The following is a 20,662-nucleotide window of genomic DNA, read 5'->3' on the forward strand; positions in this document are numbered from 1 at the left end:
TGATCGTCACCCCTTCGGTGGCGCGTCATGGAACCGTCCGGGAGTTGTCCGCATGTTGTCACGCTTCACGGCGGGCGGTTCCGGGGCGTTCACGCCGGGAGCATGGTCTATCCATGACGGGCGGCGGCCGAACCGGTCCGCCCCCTCACATCCGCTGTGGAGGTGCGCCATGTGCTCCTACGAAATCTCGTGCGCCGCGTCCGACACCGGCACCCCGCACACCGTGTCCGCCCACCCCGAACAGGGCTGGGCCCTGCTCTGCGACGGCTCGATCCGCTTCGACGACAGCGGGGAGCTGCTCGCGGACGGCAGCGTGGTCCCGCCCCGCCGGGTCCCCGTGGGCCGGCTCGCCGTGGCGGCCTGACGGGCTACGGCAGCACCGCGAACCCGTCCAGCTCCACCAGCGCCTGTTCGTCCCACAGTCGTACGACCTCCACGACCGCCATCGCCGGATAGTCCCATCCTGCCAACTGCCGCCAGATTCCGCCTAGTTGGCGGGCATGGGTGCGGTAGGCGGCGACGTCGGTGGCGTAGACGGTGACGCGGGCGAGGTCGGCCGGGGTGCCGCCGGCCGCGCCGAGTGCGGCGAGGAGGTTGGTGAGCGCCTTCTCGAACTGCTCGGGGAGCGTGGCGCCGTTGACCTTGCCGTCGGCGTCGAGGGCGGTCTGGCCGGCCAGGAACACCACGCGGGAGCCGGCGGCGACGACGGCGTGCGAGAAGCCCGTGGGCGGGGACAGCTCGGGCGGGTTGATGCGCTCGGTCGTCACGGTCGGTCCTCCCGGGTGGCGGTGGCGTACAACTCCTTGGCGATGATGCCCCGTTGGACCTCGCTCGCGCCCTCGTAGATCCGCGGGGCGCGCACCTCGCGGTAGAGGTGTTCGAGCAGATGGCCCCGCTCCAGCGCCCGCGCTCCGTGCAGCTGGACGGCCGCGTCGACGACGTACTGCGCGGCTTCGGTGGCCAGCAGCTTCGCCATCGCGGCCCGCTTGGGCACGTCCGGGGCGCTCGCGTCGTACGCCGTCGCCGCCGCGTACACCATCAGCCGGGCCGCCTCCGTGCGCAGGGCCATCTCGGCGACCTGGTGGGCGACGGACTGAAGGTCCATCAGCTTGCCGCCGAAGGCGTCCCGCCGGGCGGTGTGGGCGAGCGTCGCGTCGAGCGCGGCCTGGGCCATGCCGACGGCGAAGGCGCCGACGCTCGGCCGGAAGAGGTTGAGCGTGCCCATCGCGACCCGGAAACCGCGGTCGGCCTCCCCGAGCACGTCGTCCTGGGTCACGGGTACGGCGTCGAAGTCGAGACTGCCGATGGGGTGCGGGGAGAGCATCTCCAGGGCGGAGCCGGTGAGGCCGGGCCGGTCGGCGGGGACGAGGAAGGCGGTCACGCCGCGGGCGCCGGCGTCGGGGGTGGTCCGCGCGAAGACCGTGTAGAAGTCGGCCTCGGGGGCGTTGGAGATCCAGCACTTGCGCCCGGTGAGCCGCCAGCCGGAACCGCCGTCCGGCTCGGCCGCCAGAGCGAGCGCCGCCGCGTCCGACCCCGCCCCCGGCTCGCTGAGCGCGAACGCGGCCACCGCGGTGCCGTCGGTCACGCGGGGCAGCCAGCGCTCCCGCTGGGCCGGGGTGCCGTGGGCGTGGACGGGGTGGGCGCCCAGGCCCTGCAGGGCGAGGGCGGTCTCGGCCTCCGTGCAGGCGTAGGCCAGGGACTCCCGCATCAGGCAGAGGTCGAGGGCGCCGGAGGCGAACAGCCGGGACAGCAGCCCCAGCCGCCCGAGTTCCGCGACCAGCGGCCGGTCGACCCGCCCCGGCTCGGCCTTCTCGGCGAGCGGGCGCAGCCGTTCCGCGGCCAGGGTGCGCAGCTCGGCACACCAGGCGACTTGTTCCGGTCCGAGTGAGAATGCAGGCATCGCCGGTCCCCTCTCCCGTGCTGTCACCCGACCGTATCGCGCTCCATTGACTGTCGTCACCAACACGATACGCTCCTTGTGCTAGGCCACCACGAGCCAACCCGGCAAGGGGGCGCCATGCATCTCTCGGCCCACGTCGACACCTTCGCGCGCGACCACCTTCCGCCGCCGGACGAGTGGCCCGAGCTGTGTTTCGAGCTGCCAGAGCTGAGCTACCCCGAACGGCTGAACTGCGCCGTCGAGCTGCTCGGCGGCACCGACCCCGCCCGCCCGGCCTTCCACACCCCGGCCGGCCCCAGCTGGACCTACGGCGACCTGCGCGCCCGCGTCGACCGCATCGCGCACGTCCTCACCGGCGAGCTGGGCGTCGTACCCGGCAACCGCGTCCTGCTGCGCGGCCCCACCACGCCGTGGCTGGCCGCCTGCTGGCTGGCCGTGCTGAAGGCGGGCGCGGTCGCGGTCACCGTGCTGGCCCAGCAGCGCCCGCACGAGCTGGCCACGGTATGCGAGATCGCCCGGGTCGGGCACGCGCTGTGCGACATCCGGGCCGTGGACGACCTGGCGAAGGCCCAGATCCCGGGCCTGCGCATCACCACGTACGGCGGTGACGCGCCCGACGACCTGCTGCACCTGCCCGCGCCCGGCACCCCCTACCCGGCGGTCGACACCGCCTCCGACGACGTGGCCCTGATCGCGTTCACCTCGGGCACCACGGGTCGCCCGAAAGGGTGCATGCACTTCCACCGGGATGTGCTGGCCATAGCCGACACCTTCTCCCGACATGTGCTGCGCCCCCATGAGGACGATGTCTTCGCCGGCAGTCCCCCGCTCGGCTTCACCTTCGGCCTCGGCGGCCTGGTGGTCTTCCCGCTGCGCGCCGGCGCCAGTTCCCTCCTGCTCGAACAGGCCGGTCCCCGCCAGCTGCTGCCCGCCATCGCCGAGCACCGGGTCTCGGTCCTGTTCACCGCGCCGACCGCCTACCGGGCGATGCTCGACCACCTGGCCGGGTACGACACCTCGTCCCTGCGGCGCTGTGTGTCGGCCGGCGAGAACCTGCCCGCGGCCACCTGGCGGGCCTGGCAGGAGCGCACCGGGCTGCGCCTCATCAACGGCATCGGCGCCACCGAGCTGCTGCACATCTTCATCTCCGCCGCCGACGAGCGGATCAGACCCGGCACGACGGGCGTCCCGGTGCCGGGCTGGCAGGCGCGCGTCCAGGACGCCGACGGCGACCCGGTGCCCGACGGCGAGCCGGGCCTGCTCGCGGTCCGCGGCCCGGTCGGCTGCCGCTACCTCTCGGACCCGCGGCAGCGGGAGTACGTGCGCGGCGGCTGGAACATCACCGGCGACACCTACGTCCGCGAGAGCGACGGCTACTTCCGCTATGTGGCCCGCGCCGACGACATGATCATCTCCGCCGGCTACAACATCGCCGGACCGGAGGTGGAGGACGCGCTGCTGCGCCACCCGGACGTGGTCGAGACGGCGGTCGTCGGCCGCCCCGACGAGGCGCGCGGCCAGGTGGTGGTCGCCTACACGGTCCTGCGGGACGGGGCACCGCACGACCCGGAACCCCTGCGCACCTTCCTCAGGTCCGAACTGGCGCCCTACAAATGCCCGCGCGATTTCGTCTTCCTCGACTCACTGCCCCGCACGGCCACCGGCAAGCTGCAGCGGTTCCGGCTGCGTACCGGAGGCGACCAGCAGTGATGCCGACGACTTAAAATGATCAACGTGTCCGAGCAGCACGCCCCCAGGTCCCTCATCGTCACGCTCTACGGCGCGTACGGCCGCTTCATGCCCGGCCCGGTGCCCGTCGCCGAGCTGATCCGGCTCCTGGCCGCGGTCGGGGTGGACGCCCCCTCCGTACGCTCCTCGGTGTCCCGGCTCAAACGCCGCGGCCTGCTGCTGCCGGCCCGCACCGAGACCGGCGCCGCCGGGTACGAACTCTCCCCCGAGGCCCGCCAGCTGCTGGACGACGGCGACCGCCGTATCTACGCGACGGCACCGCCCGAGGACGAGGGCTGGGTCCTGGCGGTCTTCTCCGTCCCCGAGTCGGAGCGGCAGAAACGGCACGTACTGCGCTCCCGGCTGGCCGGCCTGGGCTTCGGCACGGCGGCCCCCGGGGTGTGGATCGCCCCGGCCCGCCTCTACGAGGAGACGCGGCACACCCTGCGCCGGCTCCGCCTCGACCCCTACGTGGACCTCTTCCGCGGCGAGCACCTCGGCTTCGCCGCCACCCCCGAGGCCGTCACCCGCTGGTGGGACCTCGCGGCGATCGCCAAGGAACACGAGCGCTTCCTGGACGCCCACGCACCCGTCCTGCGCGCCTGGGAACACCGCACGGACACCCCGCCCGAGGAGGCCTACCGCGACTACCTCCTCGCCCTCGACTCCTGGCGCCACCTCCCCTACACCGACCCCGGCCTCCCCGCCCACCTCCTCCCCACCAACTGGCCGGGCGTCCGCTCGGCCCAGGTGTTCCGTGGGCTGCACGAGCGGCTGCGGGACGCGGGGGCGGGGTTCGTAGGAGTGGTGTGAGCGGCCGGTGGCTCAGAAGCGGCGCAGCCGCATCGCGACGCCGTGCCCGACCGCGAGGTAGATCACCGCGGGCAGACCGTAGTTGAGGAGCACCCGAAGGTTCTCCGTGTCCATCGTGAAGATGTCCTGCGACCACCAGGCCAAGGTGTCCGCCACACCTTCCACGAACCCGACGAAGACGTTCGCGTGGTTGGCCTCCAGCAGGTACAGCGCGATCCACAGCCCCAGGAACGCCGCCGCGACGTCGGCGATCGTGTGGATGACCAGGGCGGCACGCTGGGTGCCCGGGTGCGGAGAGGGGTCGTAGCCGTATCCGGGGGGCTCGGGCAGCGGCCTGGTGTCAGTCATCTGAGTCTCGATCCCTGTGGGTCTTCCGAATGGCTCGAAAGAACCTAGGCAGCCGCCGATAACAGGTCGGTTCAGGAACCGTGCGAATCACGTGGAAGGGGTGTGACCAAGCGGGGGGCAGGCTGTCCGAGCCGCGCGGCTGGTCACACGTAGCAGGAGCAGTACAGCCGCGCACCGGCCGCCCTGGCCCGGCGGGCCATACCGACGAACGTGCGGACGCTGTCCTCGGCGTGCAGGTAGTCGGCGAAGCGGGTCTCCTCGATGTCCCACCACTGGAGGGCGAGCATGGGCACGGCATCCTCCACGACCCCGGCGAGGGCGTCCCGCCAGCTCTCGGGAAGCTCCTGGAGGATGAGGCCGCTGTCCCAGGGGGACGCCGTGCCGGGTGGCGCCTGCCGGCCGTACGGCCACTCCACCGGGTCGGGCCAGACCAGTTCGGGGTCCACGACGCTGCCGAACGGTATGCCGGCGGCGAAGGAGACCAGCTTGCCCAGCACGACGTTCGGGTCCAGGCCCTTGACCTCCAGCCGGTCCGCGCACGCCTCGTCCAGCGACCCTCCGTTCCGCCAGTCCCCGTCCGGGCCGACCGCCCAGTCGACCGCCGTGGCCCGGTCGGCCGCCCAGAAGTAGTCGTACAGCGTGCTCATGGTCTCTCCGTCGTCTCGCCGTGTCGCACGCGAGTACAGCAGACGAGCCTCAGCTGCCGAGCGTCAGGCGGGGTTTCGGGGCGTCCGTGCGGCCGGTCTGCGGGCGGCGGCTGCCCGCCCGGTAGGGCGCGGGCCAGGTGATGCCGGGGCCCTCGTAGCCCTGCTCGGCGGCCGCGTGCAGGGTCCAGTGCGGGTCGTACAGGTGTGGGCGGGCCAGGGCGCACAGGTCCGTACGCCCGGCCAGGATCAGGGAGTTGACGTCGTCCCAGGAGGAGATCGCGCCGACCGCGATCACCGGGACGCCGGCCTCGTGCCGGATGCGGTCGGCGAACGGCGTCTGGTACGACCGCCCGAACTCCGGCCGCTCCTCGGACACCACCTGTCCCGTCGACACGTCGATCGCGTCGGCGCCGTGCGCGGCGAAGGCCCGGGCGATCTCGACCGCGTCCTCGGCGGTGGTGCCGCCCTCGGCCCAGTCGGTGGCCGATATGCGCACGGTCAGGGGTTTCTCGTCCGGCCACACCCCGCGTACGGCGTCGAGCACCTCCAGCGGGAACCTCAGCCGCTTCTCCAGCGAGCCGCCGTAGGCGTCGGTGCGCTGGTTGGTGAGCGGGGAGAGGAAGCCGGAGAGCAGGTAGCCGTGCGCGCAGTGCAGTTCCAGCAGGTCGAAGCCGGCCCGGGCGGCCCGCCAGGCGGCCGCCGAGAACTGCTCGCGGATGTCGGTGAGTTGGGCCCTGGAGAGCTGGCGCGGGGTCTGGCCGCCCGGCTTGTACGGCAGCGGGGAGGCGGCCACCAGCGGCCAGTTGCCGTCGGGGAGCGGCTCGTCCATGCCCTCCCACATCAGCTTCGTCGAGCCCTTGCGGCCGGAGTGCCCGAGCTGCACACCGATCGCCGTACCCGGTGCCTGGGTGTGCACGAAGTCGGTGATCCGCTTCCAGGCGTCCGCCTGGCGGCCGGTGTAGAGGCCGGTGCAGCCGGGGGTGATCCGGCCCTCCTCGCTCACGCACACCATCTCGGTCATCACCAGACCCGCCCCGCCGAGGGCACGGGCGCCGAGGTGGACGAGGTGGAAGTCGCCCGGGACGCCGTCCACGGCCGAGTACATGTCCATCGGGGACACGACGACCCGGTTGCGCAGGGTCAGGCCGCGCAGCCGGAACGGGGTGAACATCGGGGGTGTGCCGGGCGGGCAGCCGAACTCGCCCTCGACGGCCTCGGTGAAGCGGGCGTCGCGCAGCCGCAGGTTGTCGTGGGTGACGCGGCGGCTGCGGGTGAGGAGGTTGAAGGCGAACTGGCGGGGCGGCTGGTCGAGGTGGAGCCGCAGGTTCTCGAACCACTCCAGGCTCGCCCGGGCGGCCCGCTGGGTGGAGGCGACGACGGGTTTGCGCTCCTCCTCGTACGCCGCGAGCGCCTGTGGCACGTCGGGCTGTTCCTCCAGGCAGGCCGCCAGGGCCAGCGCGTCCTCCACGGCGAGCTTGGTGCCGGAGCCGATGGAGAAGTGGGCGGTGTGGGCCGCGTCCCCGAGGAGGACGACGTTGCCGTGGGACCAGCGGTCGTTGACCACCGTACGGAAGGTGGTCCAGGTGGACTTGTTGGAGCGCAGCGGCCTGCTGCCGAGCGCGTCGGCGAAGATCTTGGCGCAGCGCTCGATGGACTCGGCCTCGTCCAGTTCCTCGAACCCGGCCGCTCGCCACACCTCCTCCCGCATCTCGACGATCACGGTGGAGGCATCGGCGGCATACGGATAGCCGTGCAGCTGCATCACGCCGTGCTCGGTCTCGGCGATCTCGAAGCGGAAGGCGTCGAAGGCGAAGTCGGCGGCGAGCCAGATGTAGCGGCAGCGGTGGGTGGCCACACGGGGGTGGAACACGTGGGCGTAGGTCTCGCGGGTGGTGCTGTGGACTCCGTCGGCGGCGATGACGAGGTCGTACGACTCCGCGAGCCGGCCCGGGTCCGGCGCCTCGACGCGGAAGCGGATGTCCACGCCCAGGTCGCGGCAGCGCGTGTGCAGGATCTCCAGGAGCCGTTTCCTGCCGAGGGCCGCGAAACCGTGTCCTCCGGAGGTTTGGCGGGTGCCTCGGTGGACGATGTCGATGTCGTCCCAGCGGGTGAAGTCCTTCTGCAGGGCCTCGTAGACCACGAGGTCGGCGTGTTCGATGCCGCCCAGGGTTTCGTCGGAGAGGACTACTCCGAAGCCGAAGGTTTCGTCGGGGGCGTTGCGTTCCCAGACGGTGATTTCGCGGGTGGGGTCGAGTCGTTTCAGGAGCGCTGCCGCGTACAGGCCGCCGGGGCCTCCGCCGATGATCGCCACGCGTAGGGGGTGGCTGGTTTCGTCTGGCGAGTGCGGGTGCGTTGTGGCTGGTCGCGCCCCGCGGCGGAGCCGCAAATCAGCAGGGCCCCGCGCCCCTTCGTTCCTCACGTCGGCTGCCATGGTTACCGCCCCTGCCATTTCGGCGGGCGCTTCTCCGTGAATGCCGCGTGGAACTCGGCGTAATCCTCGCCGTTCATCAGGAGGGCCTGGGTCGAGGCGTCCAGTTCCACCGATGCCGCCAAGGGCATGTCCAGCTCGGCTGTGAGCAGGGCCTTCGTCTGGGCGTACGCCAAGGCCGGGCCGTCGGCCAAGCGGCGGGCCAGCACCGAAGCCGCCTCGTCCGCGCGGCCCTCCTCCGTCAGTTCGCTGATCAGGCCGATGCGCTCGGCCTCGGGGGCGCGAACGGGCTCGCCCAGCATCAGGAGGCGGGTCGCGTGGCCCAGGCCGACGACCCGGGGCAGCAGGTACGCCGCGCCCATGTCGCCGCCGGAGAGGCCGACGCGGGTGAAGAGGAAGGAGAAGCGCGCCGAGGGGTCCGCGACCCGGAAGTCGGACGCCAGGGCCAGGACCGCGCCCGCGCCGGCCGCCACGCCGTGTACGGCGGCGATCACCGGGAACGGGCATTCGCGGATCGCCCGTACCACCTGCCCGGTCATCCGGTTGAAGTCGAGCAGCTGGGCGGTGTCCATGGACAGGGTGGCGCCGATGATCTCGTCCACGTCGCCGCCGGAGCAGAAGCCGCGCCCCTCACCGGCGAGCACGAGGGCGCGGACCGACCGCTCCCGGCTCAGCTCGGCGAGCAGATCGCGCAGGTCGGCGTAGGCGCCGAAGGTGAGGGCGTTGAGTTTGTCGGGGCGGGCGAGGGTGACGGTGGCCACCCCGTCGGCGAGCTGGACCCGCACGTGCTCCCAGTCGGAGGTGCGGGCGGCGGAGCCGGTGAAGGGACTCATGACGTGCGGCCTCCTAGGGGGTGGTGCCTCACGCAGCGCTCCCCACGAAGTTAACACGTATTTGTGACTGTCGTCACGAGGGCACGACAGCACGCCTCTGGATGGCCGGGTCCCGTCACGCGCGTCACTGATCGTCCACAGCGTCGTAACAGTGGGCACAGCCGGGCGAGGCGGGGCGTTCAGCCGGGTAAGCCGCCCGGTACCGGGGCCGAAGGTCCCGAGCGGTGCCCGACGACGGTCCCTGTGGCCGGGCCCGTACCATTTCTGAGGTTGAAAGCAGGACAGCCTGCTCCATGAACGGACTCGCCTTGTACCAACGCCCCGCCGAACCGGCCTCTTGGCGCATCGCGCTGCCGCACACCGCAGCGGCGGTGCCCGTGGCGCGTGCCCTGGTCCGAACGGCCCTCGCCGAGGTGGAGCACGCGGCCGATCCCGACACCGCCGAGCTGCTGACGGCCGAGCTGGTCGCCAACGCGGTGGAGCACACCGACGGGCGTGGCCCGATAGAGCTGGTGGTCGAGCTGCTGCCGAGCGGCTGCCAGGTCGAGGTGCACGACCCGGACCCGGCGCCGCCGGGCCATCTCACCCGTCCGGTGATCGAGGAGCCCGACCCCTGGCAGGAGGGAGGGCGCGGTCTGCTGCTGATCCGCGCTCTCAGCTCGTCCTGCGGTCACCGCCCGACCCCGTCGGGCAAGGCGGTGTGGTTCAGACTGCCTGCAATTCCTGGTCAGCGGCGTCCGGCGTGACCTCGCGGGCCGGCTGGGCCAGCGTGGAGTGCCGGCGGCCGTAGGCGACGTAGACGAGCAGGCCCACCGCGAGGAACACCGCGAACTGGAGCCAGGTCTGCCAGCCGGTCTCGTACATCAGGTACAGGCAGAAGGCCACGCCGAGCAGCGGGCCGACGGGGTAGAGCGGCACCCGGAAGCTGCGGTCGAGGCCCGGCTCACGGCGGCGCAGGGCGATCACCGCGATGTTGACCACGGCCATGATGGCGAGCGTGCCGATGGTGCACAGGTTCATCACCGCGTCCAGGGAGGCGAAGGCCGCCGGGACCGCGAAGACGACCGCGACGATGACCGTTCCGGCCACCGGGGTGGAGGTCCGCGGCGACACCTTCTCGAAGACGCGCGGGATCAGGCCGTCCCGGGACATCGACATCAGGATGCGGGTCTGGCCGTACATCACCGCGAGGACGACGGAGGCGATGGCGACGACCGCGCCGAAGGCGATGACCCCGCCGCCGACGGTGGAGCCGGTGACCTCGTTGACGACGTAGGAGAGGGCAGCGGGACGGCCGGCGACCTGGTCGCCGCCGATGGCACCGATCGCGGCGACCGCCACCGCGCAGTAGAGGAGGGTGACCAGGCCCATGCAGACCAGGATCGCGATCGGGATGTCCCGGCGCGGGTTCTTCGCTTCCTCACCGGCCGTGGTGATCGCGTCGAATCCGATGTAGGAGAAGAACGCGGCGGTGGTGCCCGCGCCGATGCCGCCGAGGCCGGCCGGGGAGAACGGGGTGAGGTTGCCGTCCTTGAAGGCGCTGTAGCCGATGGCGCAGAAGGCCAGGAGGATGACGAGCTTCACGGCCGCCATGGCGGCGGTGGCCCGGGCGCTCTCGCGCACCCCGCGCACCAGCAGCAGGGACGCCATCGCGATGACGATCACGGCGGGGAGGTTCACGATGCCGCCGTCGCCCGGACCGGCCGACAGGGCGGCGGGCAGCTGCCAGCCGGTCAGGCTGTGGAGGAGTTCGTTGACGTACTGGCTCCAGCCGACCGCGACCGCCGAGATGGAGATGCCGTACTCCAGCAGCAGGCACCAGCCGACCAGGAAGGCGGTGGACTCGCCGAGACCCGCGTAGGCGAAGGAGTACGAGGAGCCGGAGACCGGGATCGCGCCGCCCAGCTCGGCGAAGGAGAGGGCGGTGAAGACGCAGGTGATCGCGGCGAGGACGAAGGAGACGACCACGGCGGGGCCGGCCTGGGCGACGGAGTCGGAGAGGCCGACGAAGATGCCGGTACCGACGATGGCGCCGACGCCGAAGCAGATCAGCTGGAAGAGACCCATCGTGCGCTTGAGGCCGTGGCCTTCGCGGTCGGCGCCGGATTCGGCTATGAGCGCGCCGGGGGACTTGATGCGGGGAGCGGGCATGCGGGTGGTGCTCGTTTCTGGTGGTGCGGGCGCGATCACTGGTCGATCGCTGCGGCGGCCGTGGCAGGGGTGGAGCCGGGCCGCCGGTCAGGATAAGGCCTGGTGAGGTGGGTCAGGCAAGGCTGTGTGACGCGCCCGCCAGGGTGGCCACGAGAACCGCCTTGATCGTGTGCATCCGGTTCTCGGCCTCGTCGAAGACGACGGAGTGCTCGGACTCGAACACCTCGTCGGTGACCTCCAGCTCGGTCAGTCCGTGCCGCTCGTGGATCTCCCGGCCGACAGCGGTGCCGAGGTCGTGGAAGGCCGGCAGGCAGTGCAGGAACTTCACCTGGTCGTTGCCGGTGGCGCGCAGCACGTCCATGGTGACGGCGTACGGGCCGAGCAGGGCGATGCGCTCGTCCCAGACCTCCTTGGGCTCACCCATGGAGACCCAGACGTCGGTGGCGATGAAGTCGGCGCCGCGTACGCCGTCCTTCACGTCGTCGGTGAGGGTGATCCGGGCGCCGGAGGCGGTGGCCAGCTGCCGGGCCACCTCGATGATCGTCTCGTCCGGCCACAGCAGCTTGGGCGCGACGATCCGGACGTCCATGCCGAGCAGGGCGCCGGTGACCAGGTAGGAGTTGCCCATGTTGTACCGGGCGTCGCCGAGGTAGGCGAAGGCGATCTCGGCCAGCGGCTTGTCACTGTGCTCGGTCATGGTGAGCACGTCGGCGAGCATCTGGGTGGGGTGCCACTCGTCGGTGAGGCCGTTGTAGACGGGGACTCCGGCGTAGGTGGCCAGCTCCTCGATCACGCCCTGGCCGTGCCCGCGGTACTCGATGCCGTCGAACATCCGGCCGAGGACGCGGGCGGTGTCCTTCACGGACTCCTTGTGCCCGATCTGCGAGCCGGACGGGTCGAGGTAGGTGGTGTGGGCGCCCTGGTCGGCGGCGGCGACCTCGAACGCGCAGCGGGTGCGCGTCGAGGTCTTCTCGAAGATCAGTGCGATGTTCTTGCCGCGCAGGTACTGCGTCTCGGCCCCGGCCTTCTTGGCGGCCTTCAGCTCGGCGGCCAGCTCGACCAGACCGCGGAACTCCTCCTCGGTGAAGTCAAGCTCCTTGAGGAAGTGGCGGCCGGCGAGGGCGGTCGGAACTGTCGCCATGGGGGCGCTCCAGGGGTACGGGTGGACGGACCTTGGAATTCTATACGACGGTCAGCATTTATATACAGTCCGGTATGCGGGCCGACACAGTCCGCTCGGTCACACCGCCTCACGCTCGACGGGACAGCTCATACAGCGCGGGCCGCCCCTGCCCCGCCCCAGCTCGCTGCCCGGGATCTCGATCACTTCGATGCCCTGCTTGCGCAGATGGGTGTTGGTGGTGACGTTGCGCTCGTAGGCGACGACGACACCGGGCTCGACGGCGAGCACGTTGCAGCCGTCGTCCCACTGCTCGCGCTCGGCCGCGTGGACGTCCTGGGTGGCGGTCAGGACGCGGATCTCGCTGAGCCCGAGAGCGGCGGCGATCGCGCGGTGCATGTGCTCCGGCGGGTGGTCGGTGACCTTCAGCTCCTTGTCGGCGGCGCCCGGCTCGATCGTGTACGAGCGGAGCATGCCGAGGCCCGCGTACTGGGTGAAGACATCGCCGTCGACCATGGTCATCACGGTGTCGAGGTGCATCAGGGCGCGCTTCTTGGGCATGTCGAGCGCGACGATCGCCTGCGCGGACCCCGCGGCGAACAGCTTGTGCGCGAGCATCTCGACGGCCTGCGGGGTGGTGCGCTCGCTCATGCCGATGAGGACCGCGCCGTTGCCGATGACCAGGACGTCGCCGCCCTCGATGGTGGACGGGTAGTCGGCCTGCCCCTCGGACCAGATGTGGAACATCTCGTCGCGGAAGAGCGGGTGGTGCCGGTAGATCGCCTCGAAGTGCACGGTCTCGCGCTGCCGCGCCGGCCAGCGCATGGCGTTGATGGAGACGCCGTCGTAGATCCAGGCGGAGGTGTCACGGGTGAAGAGGTGGTTGGGCAGGGGCCTGAGCAGGAAGTCGTCGAGGTCCATGACATGGAACCGCACGGAGGTCGGCTCCTCGTGCGCCTCCAGGAACTCCCGCTTGGTCATCCCGCCGACGAGGGCCTCGGTCAGCTCGCGCACGGGCAGGGACTCGAAGGCGGCCCGGAGGTGGTCGGTGGCCAGCGGGCCGTACTCCTTCTCGTGGAAGACCCGGTCCAGGACGAGCGCCCGCGCCGCCGGGAACTCCAGCACCTCCGCGAGCAGGTCGCCGAAGAGGTGCACGGCGACCCCGCGGTCGCGCAGGACGTCGGCGAACCCGTCGTGCTCGGCGCGCGCCCGGCGCACCCAGAGCACGTCGTCGAACAGCAGGGCGTCCTTGTTGCTGGGGGTGAGCCTTTTGAGCTCCAGGTCGGGCCGGTGCAGGATCACGCGGCGCAGCCGACCGGCCTCGGAGTCGACGTGGTATGCCATGCCACCATCCTGGCCATTCATGCTCGCCTTCACGCCCTTCTTGGCCGTTTCCGCCCCTTCCTGTTTTCGTCCCCTTGACGAGAATCGGCCGCACGGTTATCGTCGCCATGACGAAAAGCGAGGGGGACTCATGGCCGACATCACCCGGCGCCTGGGCTGGCGCCATCTGCGCGGCGCGCCCACGGCGCACATACGGCACCACCGCTCCGGCACCCTGGTCCACGACGGTCCCGGGCTCAGCTTCTGGTTCCGCCCGCTGTCCGCCGCCCTGTCCGAGGTGCCGGTGGACGACCGGGAACTGGCGATGACCTTCCACGCCCGCACCTCCGACTTCCAGGACGTGGCGGTGCAGGCGACGGTCACCTACCGGATCGCCGACCCGGGCGTCGCCGCCGCCCGCCTGGACTTCTCGATCGACCCCGACACCGGCGCCTGGCGCGGCACCCCGCTGGAACAGCTGGGCACACTGCTCACCGAGACGGCCCAGCAGCACGCGCTGGACGTCCTCGCCCGTACGCCGCTCTCGGCGGCGCTGGTGGACGGGGTCGCGGCGGTGCGCGAGCGGGTCGCGGCCGGGCTCGGCGCGGAACCGCGGCTGCCGGCCACCGGCATCGAGGTGGTGGCCGTACGCGTGATGGCGCTGCGGCCGGAACCGGAGGTGGAGCGGGCGCTGCGCACTCCGGCCCGGGAACAGATCCAGCAGGAGGCCGACCGGGCGACCTACGAGCGGCGGGCCGTCGCGGTCGAGCGGGAGCGGACCATCGCCGAGAACGAACTGGCCAGCCGGATCGAACTCGCCCGCCGGGAAGAGCAGTTGGTCGAGCAGCGGGGCACCAACGCGCGCCGCGAGGCCGAGGAGCAGGCGGCCGCGGACGCGGTACGCGCCCAGGCGGAGGCGGCGCGGTCGGTGAAGCTCGCCGAGGCGGAGGCCACGCGGTCGGTCAAGCTCGCCGAGGCCGAGGCGGCGCGGTCGGTCACGCTGGCGGAGGCCGAGGCTGCCCGGACGACGAAGCTCGCCGAGGCGGAGGCCGCGCGGGCCGAGCGGGTCGCCCGTGCGGAGGCCGAGGGCGCCCGTGAGGTCGGCGAGGCGCGGGCGCAGGCCCAGGCGGCCTGGCTGCGGGTGCACGCGGAGGCCGGGATCGACGGGACGACGACCCTGCAGGCGCTCACCGCGACCCGACTGGCCGAGAACCTGCCGCGGATCGACAGCGTCACCGTCTCGCCGGACGTGCTCACCGGACTGCTCGCCAGGCTCTCCCCGGGGACCGCGGAGTGAGCCTCGCGCCGCGTGCCGTCCTGGTCCATCGCACCACGGAGTACGAGGAGTTGGTGGCCCGGCACGGCACGCACGGCCAGGCCGCCTTCTTCCTCGCCTCCCGGGGCCGGGACATCGAGGAGGTCGCCGAGCGCCACCGGCGGGCCCGCGGCGCCCTGGCCGAGGTGACCGCGGCCGTCCCCCTGACCTGGCGTCAGGCGCAGGTGGAACGGGCCGACCTGGACCGCTTCCTGTTCGCGCCGGAGGACGTGGTCGTGGTGGTCGGCCAGGACGGACTGGTCGCCAACGTCGCCAAGTACCTGGCGGGCCAGCCGGTGATCGGCATCGACACCGACCCGGGCCGCAACCCCGGGGTGCTGGTACGGCACCGCCCGCAGGACGCGGCGAAGCTGCTGGCGGCGGCACCGGCCACGGTGGACGAACTCACCATGGTCGAGGCCGTCGCCGACGACACCCAGCGGCTGGTGGCGCTCAACGAGATCTACCTCGGCACACCGGGCCACCAGACCGCCCGCTACCGCCTGGGCCTCGACGACGACGGGGGTGCCGTCGAGGCCCAGGCCTCCTCCGGGGTGCTGGTCGGGACCGGCACCGGCGCGACCGGCTGGCTGCGCTCGGTGTGGCAGGAGCGGGACAGCCGGCTCCCGCTGCCCTCCCCCACCGAGGACCGGCTGGTGTGGTTCGTCCGGGAGGCCTGGCCGTCACCCGCCACCGGTACCACCCTGGTGGCGGGCGAACTCGCGGCCTCGGCGTCCCTCACGGTCACCGTGGAGTCCGACCGGCTCATCGCCTTCGGCGACGGCATCGAGAGCGACGCACTCCAGCTCACCTGGGGACAGACGGTCCGGGTGGGGGTGTGCGGGCAGCGGCTGCGGCTGGCGGGCTAGCTCACAGACGGGGGTCGACCGGCTCGGACTCCAGGGCCAGCACCCCGAACACCGCCTCGTGCACCCGCCACAGCGGCTCCCCGTCCGCGAGCCGGTCCAGGGCCTCCAGGCCCAGGGCGTACTCGCGGATCGCCAGCGACCGCTTGTGGTTCAGGAACCGCTGCCGCAGCTTGGCGAGGTTGTCCGGCCGGGTGTACTCGGGACCGTAGATGATCCGCAGGTACTCGCGGCCCCGGCACTTGATGCCGGGCTGCACCAGCCGGCCCTCCGGGCTGCGGACCACCGCGCCCACCGGCTTGACGACCATGCCCTCGCCGCCCCGGCCGGTCATCTCCAGCCACCAGTCGACGCCGGCGCGGACCGACTCGGGGTCGCCCGTGTCGACGTACAGACGCCGGGTGGTCTGCAGCAGTCCGGTGCCGTCGTGCTCCACCAGCCGGTCGATCAGGGCCAGCTGCTCGTCGTGCGGCAGCGCGGCCAGGCTGCGACCGCGGGCGGCCAGGATCTGGAAGGGGGCCAGGCGGACCCCGTCCAGGCCGTCGGTCGTCCAGCAGTAACGGCGGTAGGCGTCGGTGAACGCGGCCGCGTCGGCGGCGCGGTCACGCTGCCGGTCCAGCAGCCCGCCCACGTCGGTGCCACGGGCCGCTGCGGCCTCCAGTGCGGCCAGCGCGCCCGGGAACACCGCACCGGAGGCGGCGCCCACGGCCGCGTACTGGCTGCGCAGCAGCCCCGAGGCCTTCAGCGACCACGGCATCAACTCGGCGTCCAGCAGCAGCCAGTCAGTGTCCAGCTCCTCCCACAGGCCCGCGGCCCCGACCGCCGAGCGCAGGCGGCCGAGGATCTCCTCGGTCACCTTCTCGTCGTCGAAGAACGGCCGCCCGGTACGGGTGTACAGCGACCCCGTGGGCCCGTCCACACCGAACCGCTCGCGCGCCGCGTCCGAGTCCCGGCACACCAGGGCCACCGCCCGCGAGCCCATGTGCTTCTCCTCGCACACGACCCGCGCGACCCCGTCCGCCGCGTACTGCGCGAAGGCCTCCACCGGGTGCTCCAGGTAGCCCTCCTCCTGCGAGGTGGCCGTCGGTGCCATCGTCGGCGGCAGGTACGGCAGCAGGCGCGGGTCGACGGCGAAGCGGCTCATGACCTCCAGGGCCGCCGCCGCGTTCTCCTCGCGGACCGCGACCCGGCCCGCGTGCCGGGTCTCCACGGCCCTGCGGCCGTGCACGTCCGCCAGGCCCAGCGGCCGCCCGTCGTGCCCGCCGGGTGCCTCGCCGCGCAGCGGCTTGGCCGGCTCGTACCAGACCCGCTCGGCCGGTACGTCGACCAGCTCGCGCTCCGGCCAGCGCAGCGCGGTCAGCTTGCCGCCGAAGACCGCGCCGGTGTCCAGGCAGATGGTGTTGTTGAGCCAGCCGGCCTCCGGGACCGGGGTGTGGCCGTACACCACCGCCGCGCGGCCCCGGTAGTCCTCCGCCCACGGGTAGCGCACGGGCAGCCCGAACTCGTCGGTCTCGCCGGTGGTGTCGCCGTACAGGGCGTGCGAGCGCACCCGGCCGGAGGTGCGGCCGTGGTACTTCTCGGGGAGACCGGCGTGGCAGACGACCAGCTTGCCGCCGTCGAGGACGTAGTGGCTGACCAGCCCCTCCAGGAAGCGGCGCACCTCCGCCCTGAACTCCTCGCTCTCGCCCTCCATCTGCGCGATGGTCTCGGCGAGCCCGTGGGTGTGCTGGACCTTGCGGCCCTTGAGGTAACGGCCGTACTTGTTCTCGTGGTTGCCGGGCACGCACAGCGCGTTGCCCGACCCGACCATGGACATCACCCGGCGCAGCACGCCCGGGCTGTCCGGGCCGCGGTCCACCAGGTCGCCGACGAACACGGCGGTCCGGCCGTCCGGGTGCACGCCGTCGGTGTAGCCCAACTTGGCCAGCAGCGACTCCAGTTCGGAGGCGCAGCCGTGGATGTCGCCGATGATGTCGAAGGGGCCGGTGAGGTGGGTCAGGTCGTTGAAGCGCTTCTCGGTGACGACGGTGGCGCTGTCGACCTCCTCGACTCCGCGCAGGACGTGCACCTTGCGGAAGCCCTCGCGCTCCAGGTGCCTGAGGGAGCGGCGGAGTTCGCGGATGTGCCGCTGGATGACCCGGCGGGGCATGTCGGCGCGGTCGGTGCGGGCCGCGTTGCGTTCCGCGCACACCTCCTCGGGCACGTCCAGCACGATGGCGATGGGCAGCACGTCGTGCTTCTTGGCCAGCTCGATGAGCTGGCGCCGGCTGTCCTGCTGCACGCTGGTGGCGTCGACGACGGTGCGGCGGCCGGCGGCCAGCCGCTTGCCGGCGATGTAGTGCAGGACGTCGAAGGCGTCCCGGGTCGCGCTCTGGTCGTTCTCGTCGTCGGAGACCAGACCGCGGCAGAAGTCGGAGGAGATCACCTCGGTCGGCTTGAAGTGCCGGCGGGCGAACGTGGACTTGCCGGAGCCGGAGGCGCCGACGAGGACGACGAGGGAGAGGTCGGTGACGGGGAGGACCCGTCCCGTACGGTTCTCGGTCATGCTGCCTTCGCCTCCTTCTCGGTGTCGTTGCGGTGGAACAGGGCCATCTGGGTGGGCGGACCCACCTCGGGGTCGTCCGGGCCGACGGGAGCGAACTCGACCTCGTAGCCGTACCGTTCGGCGATCGTCGCCGACCAGGTGCGGAACTCCTCCCGGGTCCACTCGAAGCGGTGGTCGCCGTGCCGGACGTGTCCGGCGGGCAGGGTCTCCCAGCGGACGTTGTACTCGACGTTCGGGGTGGTCACCAGGACCGTGCGCGGGCGCGCGTGTCCGAACACCGCGTACTCCAGGGCGGGCAGCCGGGGCAGGTCGAGGTGCTCGATCACCTCGCTGAGCACGGCGGCGTCGTAGCCCTTGAGCCGGTTGTCGGTGTAGGCGAGCGAGCCCTGGAAGAGCTTGACGCGGGCCGCCTGCCGCTCCCCCATGCGGTCGAGCTTCAGCCGCCGCGAGGCGATGGTGAGCGCCCGGACGGACACGTCGACCCCGACGACCTCGCTGAACCGCACGTCCTTGAGCAGTTCCTGCACCAACTGGCCCTGCCCGCAGCCCAGGTCGAGCACCCGGGCGGCACCGGACGCGCGCAGGGCGGCGAGGATCGCCTCGCGCCGCTGCACGGCGAGCGGGGTCGGCTTCTCCTCGGCCTCCGACTCCTCCTCGACCGCGTTGTCGATCGACTCGACCTCGCTGTCGTCGGCCTCGGCCAGGCGCACCAGCTCCAGCCGCTCCATCGCCTGCCGGGTCAGGGACCAGCGACGGGAGAGGTAGCGGCTGGTGATCAGCTTCTGCTCCGGGTGCCCGGGCAGCCAGCCGTCCCCGGCCCGCAGCAGCTTGTCGACCTCGTCGGAGGAGACCCAGTAGTGCTTGGCGTCGTCGAGGACGGGGAGCAGCACGTACAGGTGGCGCAGTGCCTCGGCGAGGGTCAGCTTCTCCGATTCCAGGACGAGGCGGACGTACCGCGAGTCGCCCCACTCCGGGAACTCGGTGTCGAGGGCGACCGGGTCGGCGGTCACCGCCCAGCCGAGCGGTTCGAAGAGCTGTCGTACGAGATCCGGGCCGCCGCGGGCGGGCAGCGCGGGCACCTCGATGCGCAGCGGCAGGGGCGCGGCGGCCCGCTCCGGGCGGGCGTTGCACACGCCCCGCAGGGCGCTGGAGAACACGCCGCTCAGTGCGACCGCGAGCAGCGAGGAGGCCGCGTAGGGGCGGTCGTTGACGTACTGGGCGAGTGCCGCGTCGGGTGCTCCGCCACGGCCCTTGCCCTTGCCCCGCCGGACCAGCGCGACCGTATCGACCTCGAGCAACAGCGCGGCCGTGCAGCGCTCGGCGTCCGCCTCCGGGTAGAAGACGTGCGCGGTGCCGTAGGAGGTCGAGAACTTCTGCGCCTTGTCGGGGTGCTTGTGCAGCAGGAACCCGAGGTCGGTGGCCGGGAGGGCGGCAGTGCCGCTCGTGGAGATCGTCAGGAACACGTGTCCGAGTCTCTCGTGTACGGCACCTTTCCGACCATCGGTTTTAGCGCGGCGCCCGGCTCAGGACTCCTTCTCGACGATCGTCCGCGCGTTCTCGACAGCCCGGTCGTCCGCCGCGCGCATCGCGTCCAGGTCCTTCTCGTGCTTGCCGATGACCGTCTTCTGAGCGCGGGCCTCGACGGCGTGGACGGTGTCGATGTAGTCGGTGTCGAGCTTGCACCGGGCATCGGCGGCCGCTGTCTTCTTCTCCCTGCCCGTCGGCTCGTCCGTCCGGTACCAGGCGGTGTCGAACGACGCCTCGTCCGGGTCGGGGTAGCGGAAGCCCTTCTCCTTCATGCAGGCCGACCACGCGCGGTCGGCCTTCTTCCAGGCCGGGTCCTTCCGCGCCTCCTTGTGGGACTCGGACCACAGTGCGAGGGCCAGTGAGTAAAAGCCGGTGAGCTTCGTGCCGTTGACCTTCGTCGGCTTGGGCGGAGAGCCGTAGATCGTCCGCGTCGCCCGTCCCAGGCAACCGCCCTCGGGGATGGGGTGACCGTTGGCCTGGTGGCTGTCGCCGGAGTCGAACGAGCCGGTGAGGGCGACGTACTGGTCGGCCGGCCACTCCTGGGGCTGGGCGTCGGACTCCTTCAGATTCCGGTTGTGGTACCCGTGCTCGGCGGCCCGGTCGGGATCGTCCACCCCGTAAGGGCTGTCGTCACCGGTCGTGCCGCGGCCCATCAGGGTTCCCTGCCGGACCGGGTACGTCGACTCGACAGCCTTGGTGTCGAGCACCGTGAAGCCGGCGAAGCCGAGCCGGACCATGCACTTCTTCGCGAGGATCCACTGCGCCCTGCTGACGGCCTTTCCCCCGTCCGACGACGGGTCCGGTATGTAGGCGTGCAGCGGGAACGACTCCATGGTGTTGAGGCGTCGGGCCGCGTCGGCGGGGTCGTCATGGCCGACGAACTGGCAGGCCGACAGGGCCAACAGGCCGGTGACAGCGAGAGAGGCGAGAGGGAGCACTTTACGCACCCGGTCATCCGATCAGGACTGGATCATGTGCGCCGTGATGGAGCCCACAGTTCCGGCACAGAGAGTCCACATTCCGAGCACATCACCCTGCCCGCTGTGATCTCCGCCATGGCCCTTCGGTCCCGGACCTGATGAAGTGAGCGACCGTCAACTGACCACTGACAGAACGGG

At 71.9% G+C, this 20,662-nt stretch carries 18 protein-coding genes; 6 read left to right on the forward strand and 12 right to left on the reverse strand.

The window, feature by feature from the left end:
• Positions 1 to 169 precede the first annotated feature (169 nt).
• A complete protein-coding gene (locus tag CRP49_RS02055) occupies positions 170 to 364 on the forward strand; it encodes a DUF5999 family protein (RefSeq protein ID WP_097251891.1) in 195 nt (64 codons plus the stop codon).
• Between the two features lie 4 nt (positions 365 to 368).
• Here the strand turns inward: CRP49_RS02055 and CRP49_RS02060 are convergent, their stop codons facing one another.
• Together CRP49_RS02060 and CRP49_RS02065 are read right to left on the reverse strand one after the other, a co-directional pair.
• Positions 369 to 767: a RidA family protein gene (locus CRP49_RS02060; protein WP_097251892.1), complete on the reverse strand. Its 399-nt coding sequence runs from the start codon at positions 765 to 767 to the stop codon at positions 369 to 371.
• Entirely contained in the window at positions 764 to 1,900 is a 1,137-nt protein-coding gene (locus CRP49_RS02065) for an acyl-CoA dehydrogenase family protein (protein WP_097251893.1), read from the reverse strand. The genes CRP49_RS02060 and CRP49_RS02065 overlap by 4 nt, the downstream gene beginning before the upstream one ends.
• 117 nt (positions 1,901 to 2,017) lie before the next feature.
• On the opposite strand from CRP49_RS02065, the gene CRP49_RS02070 reads away from it, so the two are divergent.
• Together CRP49_RS02070 and CRP49_RS02075 are read left to right on the forward strand one after the other, a co-directional pair.
• Positions 2,018 to 3,610: an AMP-binding protein gene (locus tag CRP49_RS02070; RefSeq protein WP_097251894.1), complete on the forward strand. Its 1,593-nt coding sequence runs from the start codon at positions 2,018 to 2,020 to the stop codon at positions 3,608 to 3,610.
• 15 nt (positions 3,611 to 3,625) lie between these two features.
• The gene (locus CRP49_RS02075) at positions 3,626 to 4,441 is read left to right on the forward strand and encodes a PaaX family transcriptional regulator C-terminal domain-containing protein (RefSeq protein ID WP_097251895.1); all 816 of its coding nucleotides are present in this window, start codon (positions 3,626 to 3,628) and stop codon (positions 4,439 to 4,441) included.
• A 12-nt stretch (positions 4,442 to 4,453) separates the two neighbouring features.
• Here the strand turns inward: CRP49_RS02075 and CRP49_RS02080 are convergent, their stop codons facing one another.
• The 4 genes from CRP49_RS02080 to CRP49_RS02095 all read right to left on the reverse strand — a co-directional run bounded on the left by CRP49_RS02080 (position 4,454) and on the right by CRP49_RS02095 (position 8,697).
• Positions 4,454 to 4,789: a hypothetical protein gene (locus CRP49_RS02080; RefSeq protein WP_097251896.1), complete on the reverse strand. Its 336-nt coding sequence runs from the start codon at positions 4,787 to 4,789 to the stop codon at positions 4,454 to 4,456.
• Positions 4,790 to 4,932: 143 nt separating this feature from the next.
• A complete protein-coding gene (locus CRP49_RS02085) occupies positions 4,933 to 5,436 on the reverse strand; it encodes a hypothetical protein (protein WP_097251897.1) in 504 nt (167 codons plus the stop codon).
• Between the two features lie 49 nt (positions 5,437 to 5,485).
• On the reverse strand, positions 5,486 to 7,867 hold the full coding sequence (locus CRP49_RS02090; protein WP_097251898.1) for a bifunctional salicylyl-CoA 5-hydroxylase/oxidoreductase: 2,382 nt from the start codon (positions 7,865 to 7,867) through the stop codon (positions 5,486 to 5,488).
• A gap of 2 nt (positions 7,868 to 7,869) precedes the next feature.
• On the reverse strand, positions 7,870 to 8,697 hold the full coding sequence (locus tag CRP49_RS02095) for an enoyl-CoA hydratase family protein (RefSeq protein ID WP_097251899.1): 828 nt from the start codon (positions 8,695 to 8,697) through the stop codon (positions 7,870 to 7,872).
• A gap of 293 nt (positions 8,698 to 8,990) precedes the next feature.
• On the opposite strand from CRP49_RS02095, the gene CRP49_RS02100 reads away from it, so the two are divergent.
• Positions 8,991 to 9,443: an ATP-binding protein gene (locus CRP49_RS02100; protein WP_097251900.1), complete on the forward strand. Its 453-nt coding sequence runs from the start codon at positions 8,991 to 8,993 to the stop codon at positions 9,441 to 9,443.
• Here CRP49_RS02100 and CRP49_RS02105 read toward each other — a convergent pair.
• From CRP49_RS02105 to CRP49_RS02115, 3 genes are all read right to left on the reverse strand, one after another.
• Positions 9,403 to 10,848 (reverse strand): amino acid permease, encoded by a 1,446-nt coding sequence (locus tag CRP49_RS02105; protein ID WP_097251901.1) that lies wholly within the window; start codon positions 10,846 to 10,848, stop codon positions 9,403 to 9,405. The genes CRP49_RS02100 and CRP49_RS02105 overlap by 41 nt on opposite strands.
• A 112-nt stretch (positions 10,849 to 10,960) precedes the next feature.
• Positions 10,961 to 11,989, reverse strand: coding sequence for an ornithine carbamoyltransferase (gene argF / locus CRP49_RS02110; protein WP_094216319.1), 1,029 nt, complete (start codon positions 11,987 to 11,989; stop codon positions 10,961 to 10,963).
• A gap of 99 nt (positions 11,990 to 12,088) precedes the next feature.
• Positions 12,089 to 13,312 carry an arginine deiminase gene (locus CRP49_RS02115; protein ID WP_097251902.1) on the reverse strand — a complete coding sequence of 408 codons (1,224 nt, stop codon included), beginning with the start codon at positions 13,310 to 13,312 and terminating at the stop codon, positions 12,089 to 12,091.
• Between the two features lie 130 nt (positions 13,313 to 13,442).
• Here CRP49_RS02115 and CRP49_RS02120 point away from each other — a divergent pair, with 130 nt between their 5' ends.
• Together CRP49_RS02120 and CRP49_RS02125 are read left to right on the forward strand one after the other, a co-directional pair.
• A complete protein-coding gene (locus CRP49_RS02120) occupies positions 13,443 to 14,588 on the forward strand; it encodes an SPFH domain-containing protein (protein ID WP_097251903.1) in 1,146 nt (381 codons plus the stop codon).
• Positions 14,585 to 15,475: an NAD(+)/NADH kinase gene (locus CRP49_RS02125; protein WP_097251904.1), complete on the forward strand. Its 891-nt coding sequence runs from the start codon at positions 14,585 to 14,587 to the stop codon at positions 15,473 to 15,475. The genes CRP49_RS02120 and CRP49_RS02125 overlap by 4 nt, the downstream gene beginning before the upstream one ends.
• Position 15,476: 1 nt before the next feature.
• On the opposite strand, the gene CRP49_RS02130 is transcribed toward CRP49_RS02125, so the two are convergent.
• The 3 genes from CRP49_RS02130 to CRP49_RS02140 are packed head-to-tail and all read right to left on the reverse strand — an operon-like array spanning position 15,477 to position 20,491.
• A complete protein-coding gene (locus CRP49_RS02130) occupies positions 15,477 to 18,017 on the reverse strand; it encodes a polynucleotide kinase-phosphatase (RefSeq protein WP_097251905.1) in 2,541 nt (846 codons plus the stop codon).
• Positions 18,014 to 19,480: a 3' terminal RNA ribose 2'-O-methyltransferase Hen1 gene (locus tag CRP49_RS02135; protein WP_097251906.1), complete on the reverse strand. Its 1,467-nt coding sequence runs from the start codon at positions 19,478 to 19,480 to the stop codon at positions 18,014 to 18,016. The genes CRP49_RS02130 and CRP49_RS02135 overlap by 4 nt, the downstream gene beginning before the upstream one ends.
• Positions 19,481 to 19,540: 60 nt before the next feature.
• Entirely contained in the window at positions 19,541 to 20,491 is a 951-nt protein-coding gene (locus tag CRP49_RS02140) for a hypothetical protein (protein ID WP_097251907.1), read from the reverse strand.
• Between the last annotated feature and the right edge of the window lie 171 nt (positions 20,492 to 20,662).

Source organism: Streptomyces sp. Ag109_G2-15, assembly GCF_900215565.1.
Taxonomy (GTDB): domain Bacteria; phylum Actinomycetota; class Actinomycetes; order Streptomycetales; family Streptomycetaceae; genus Streptomyces; species Streptomyces diastatochromogenes.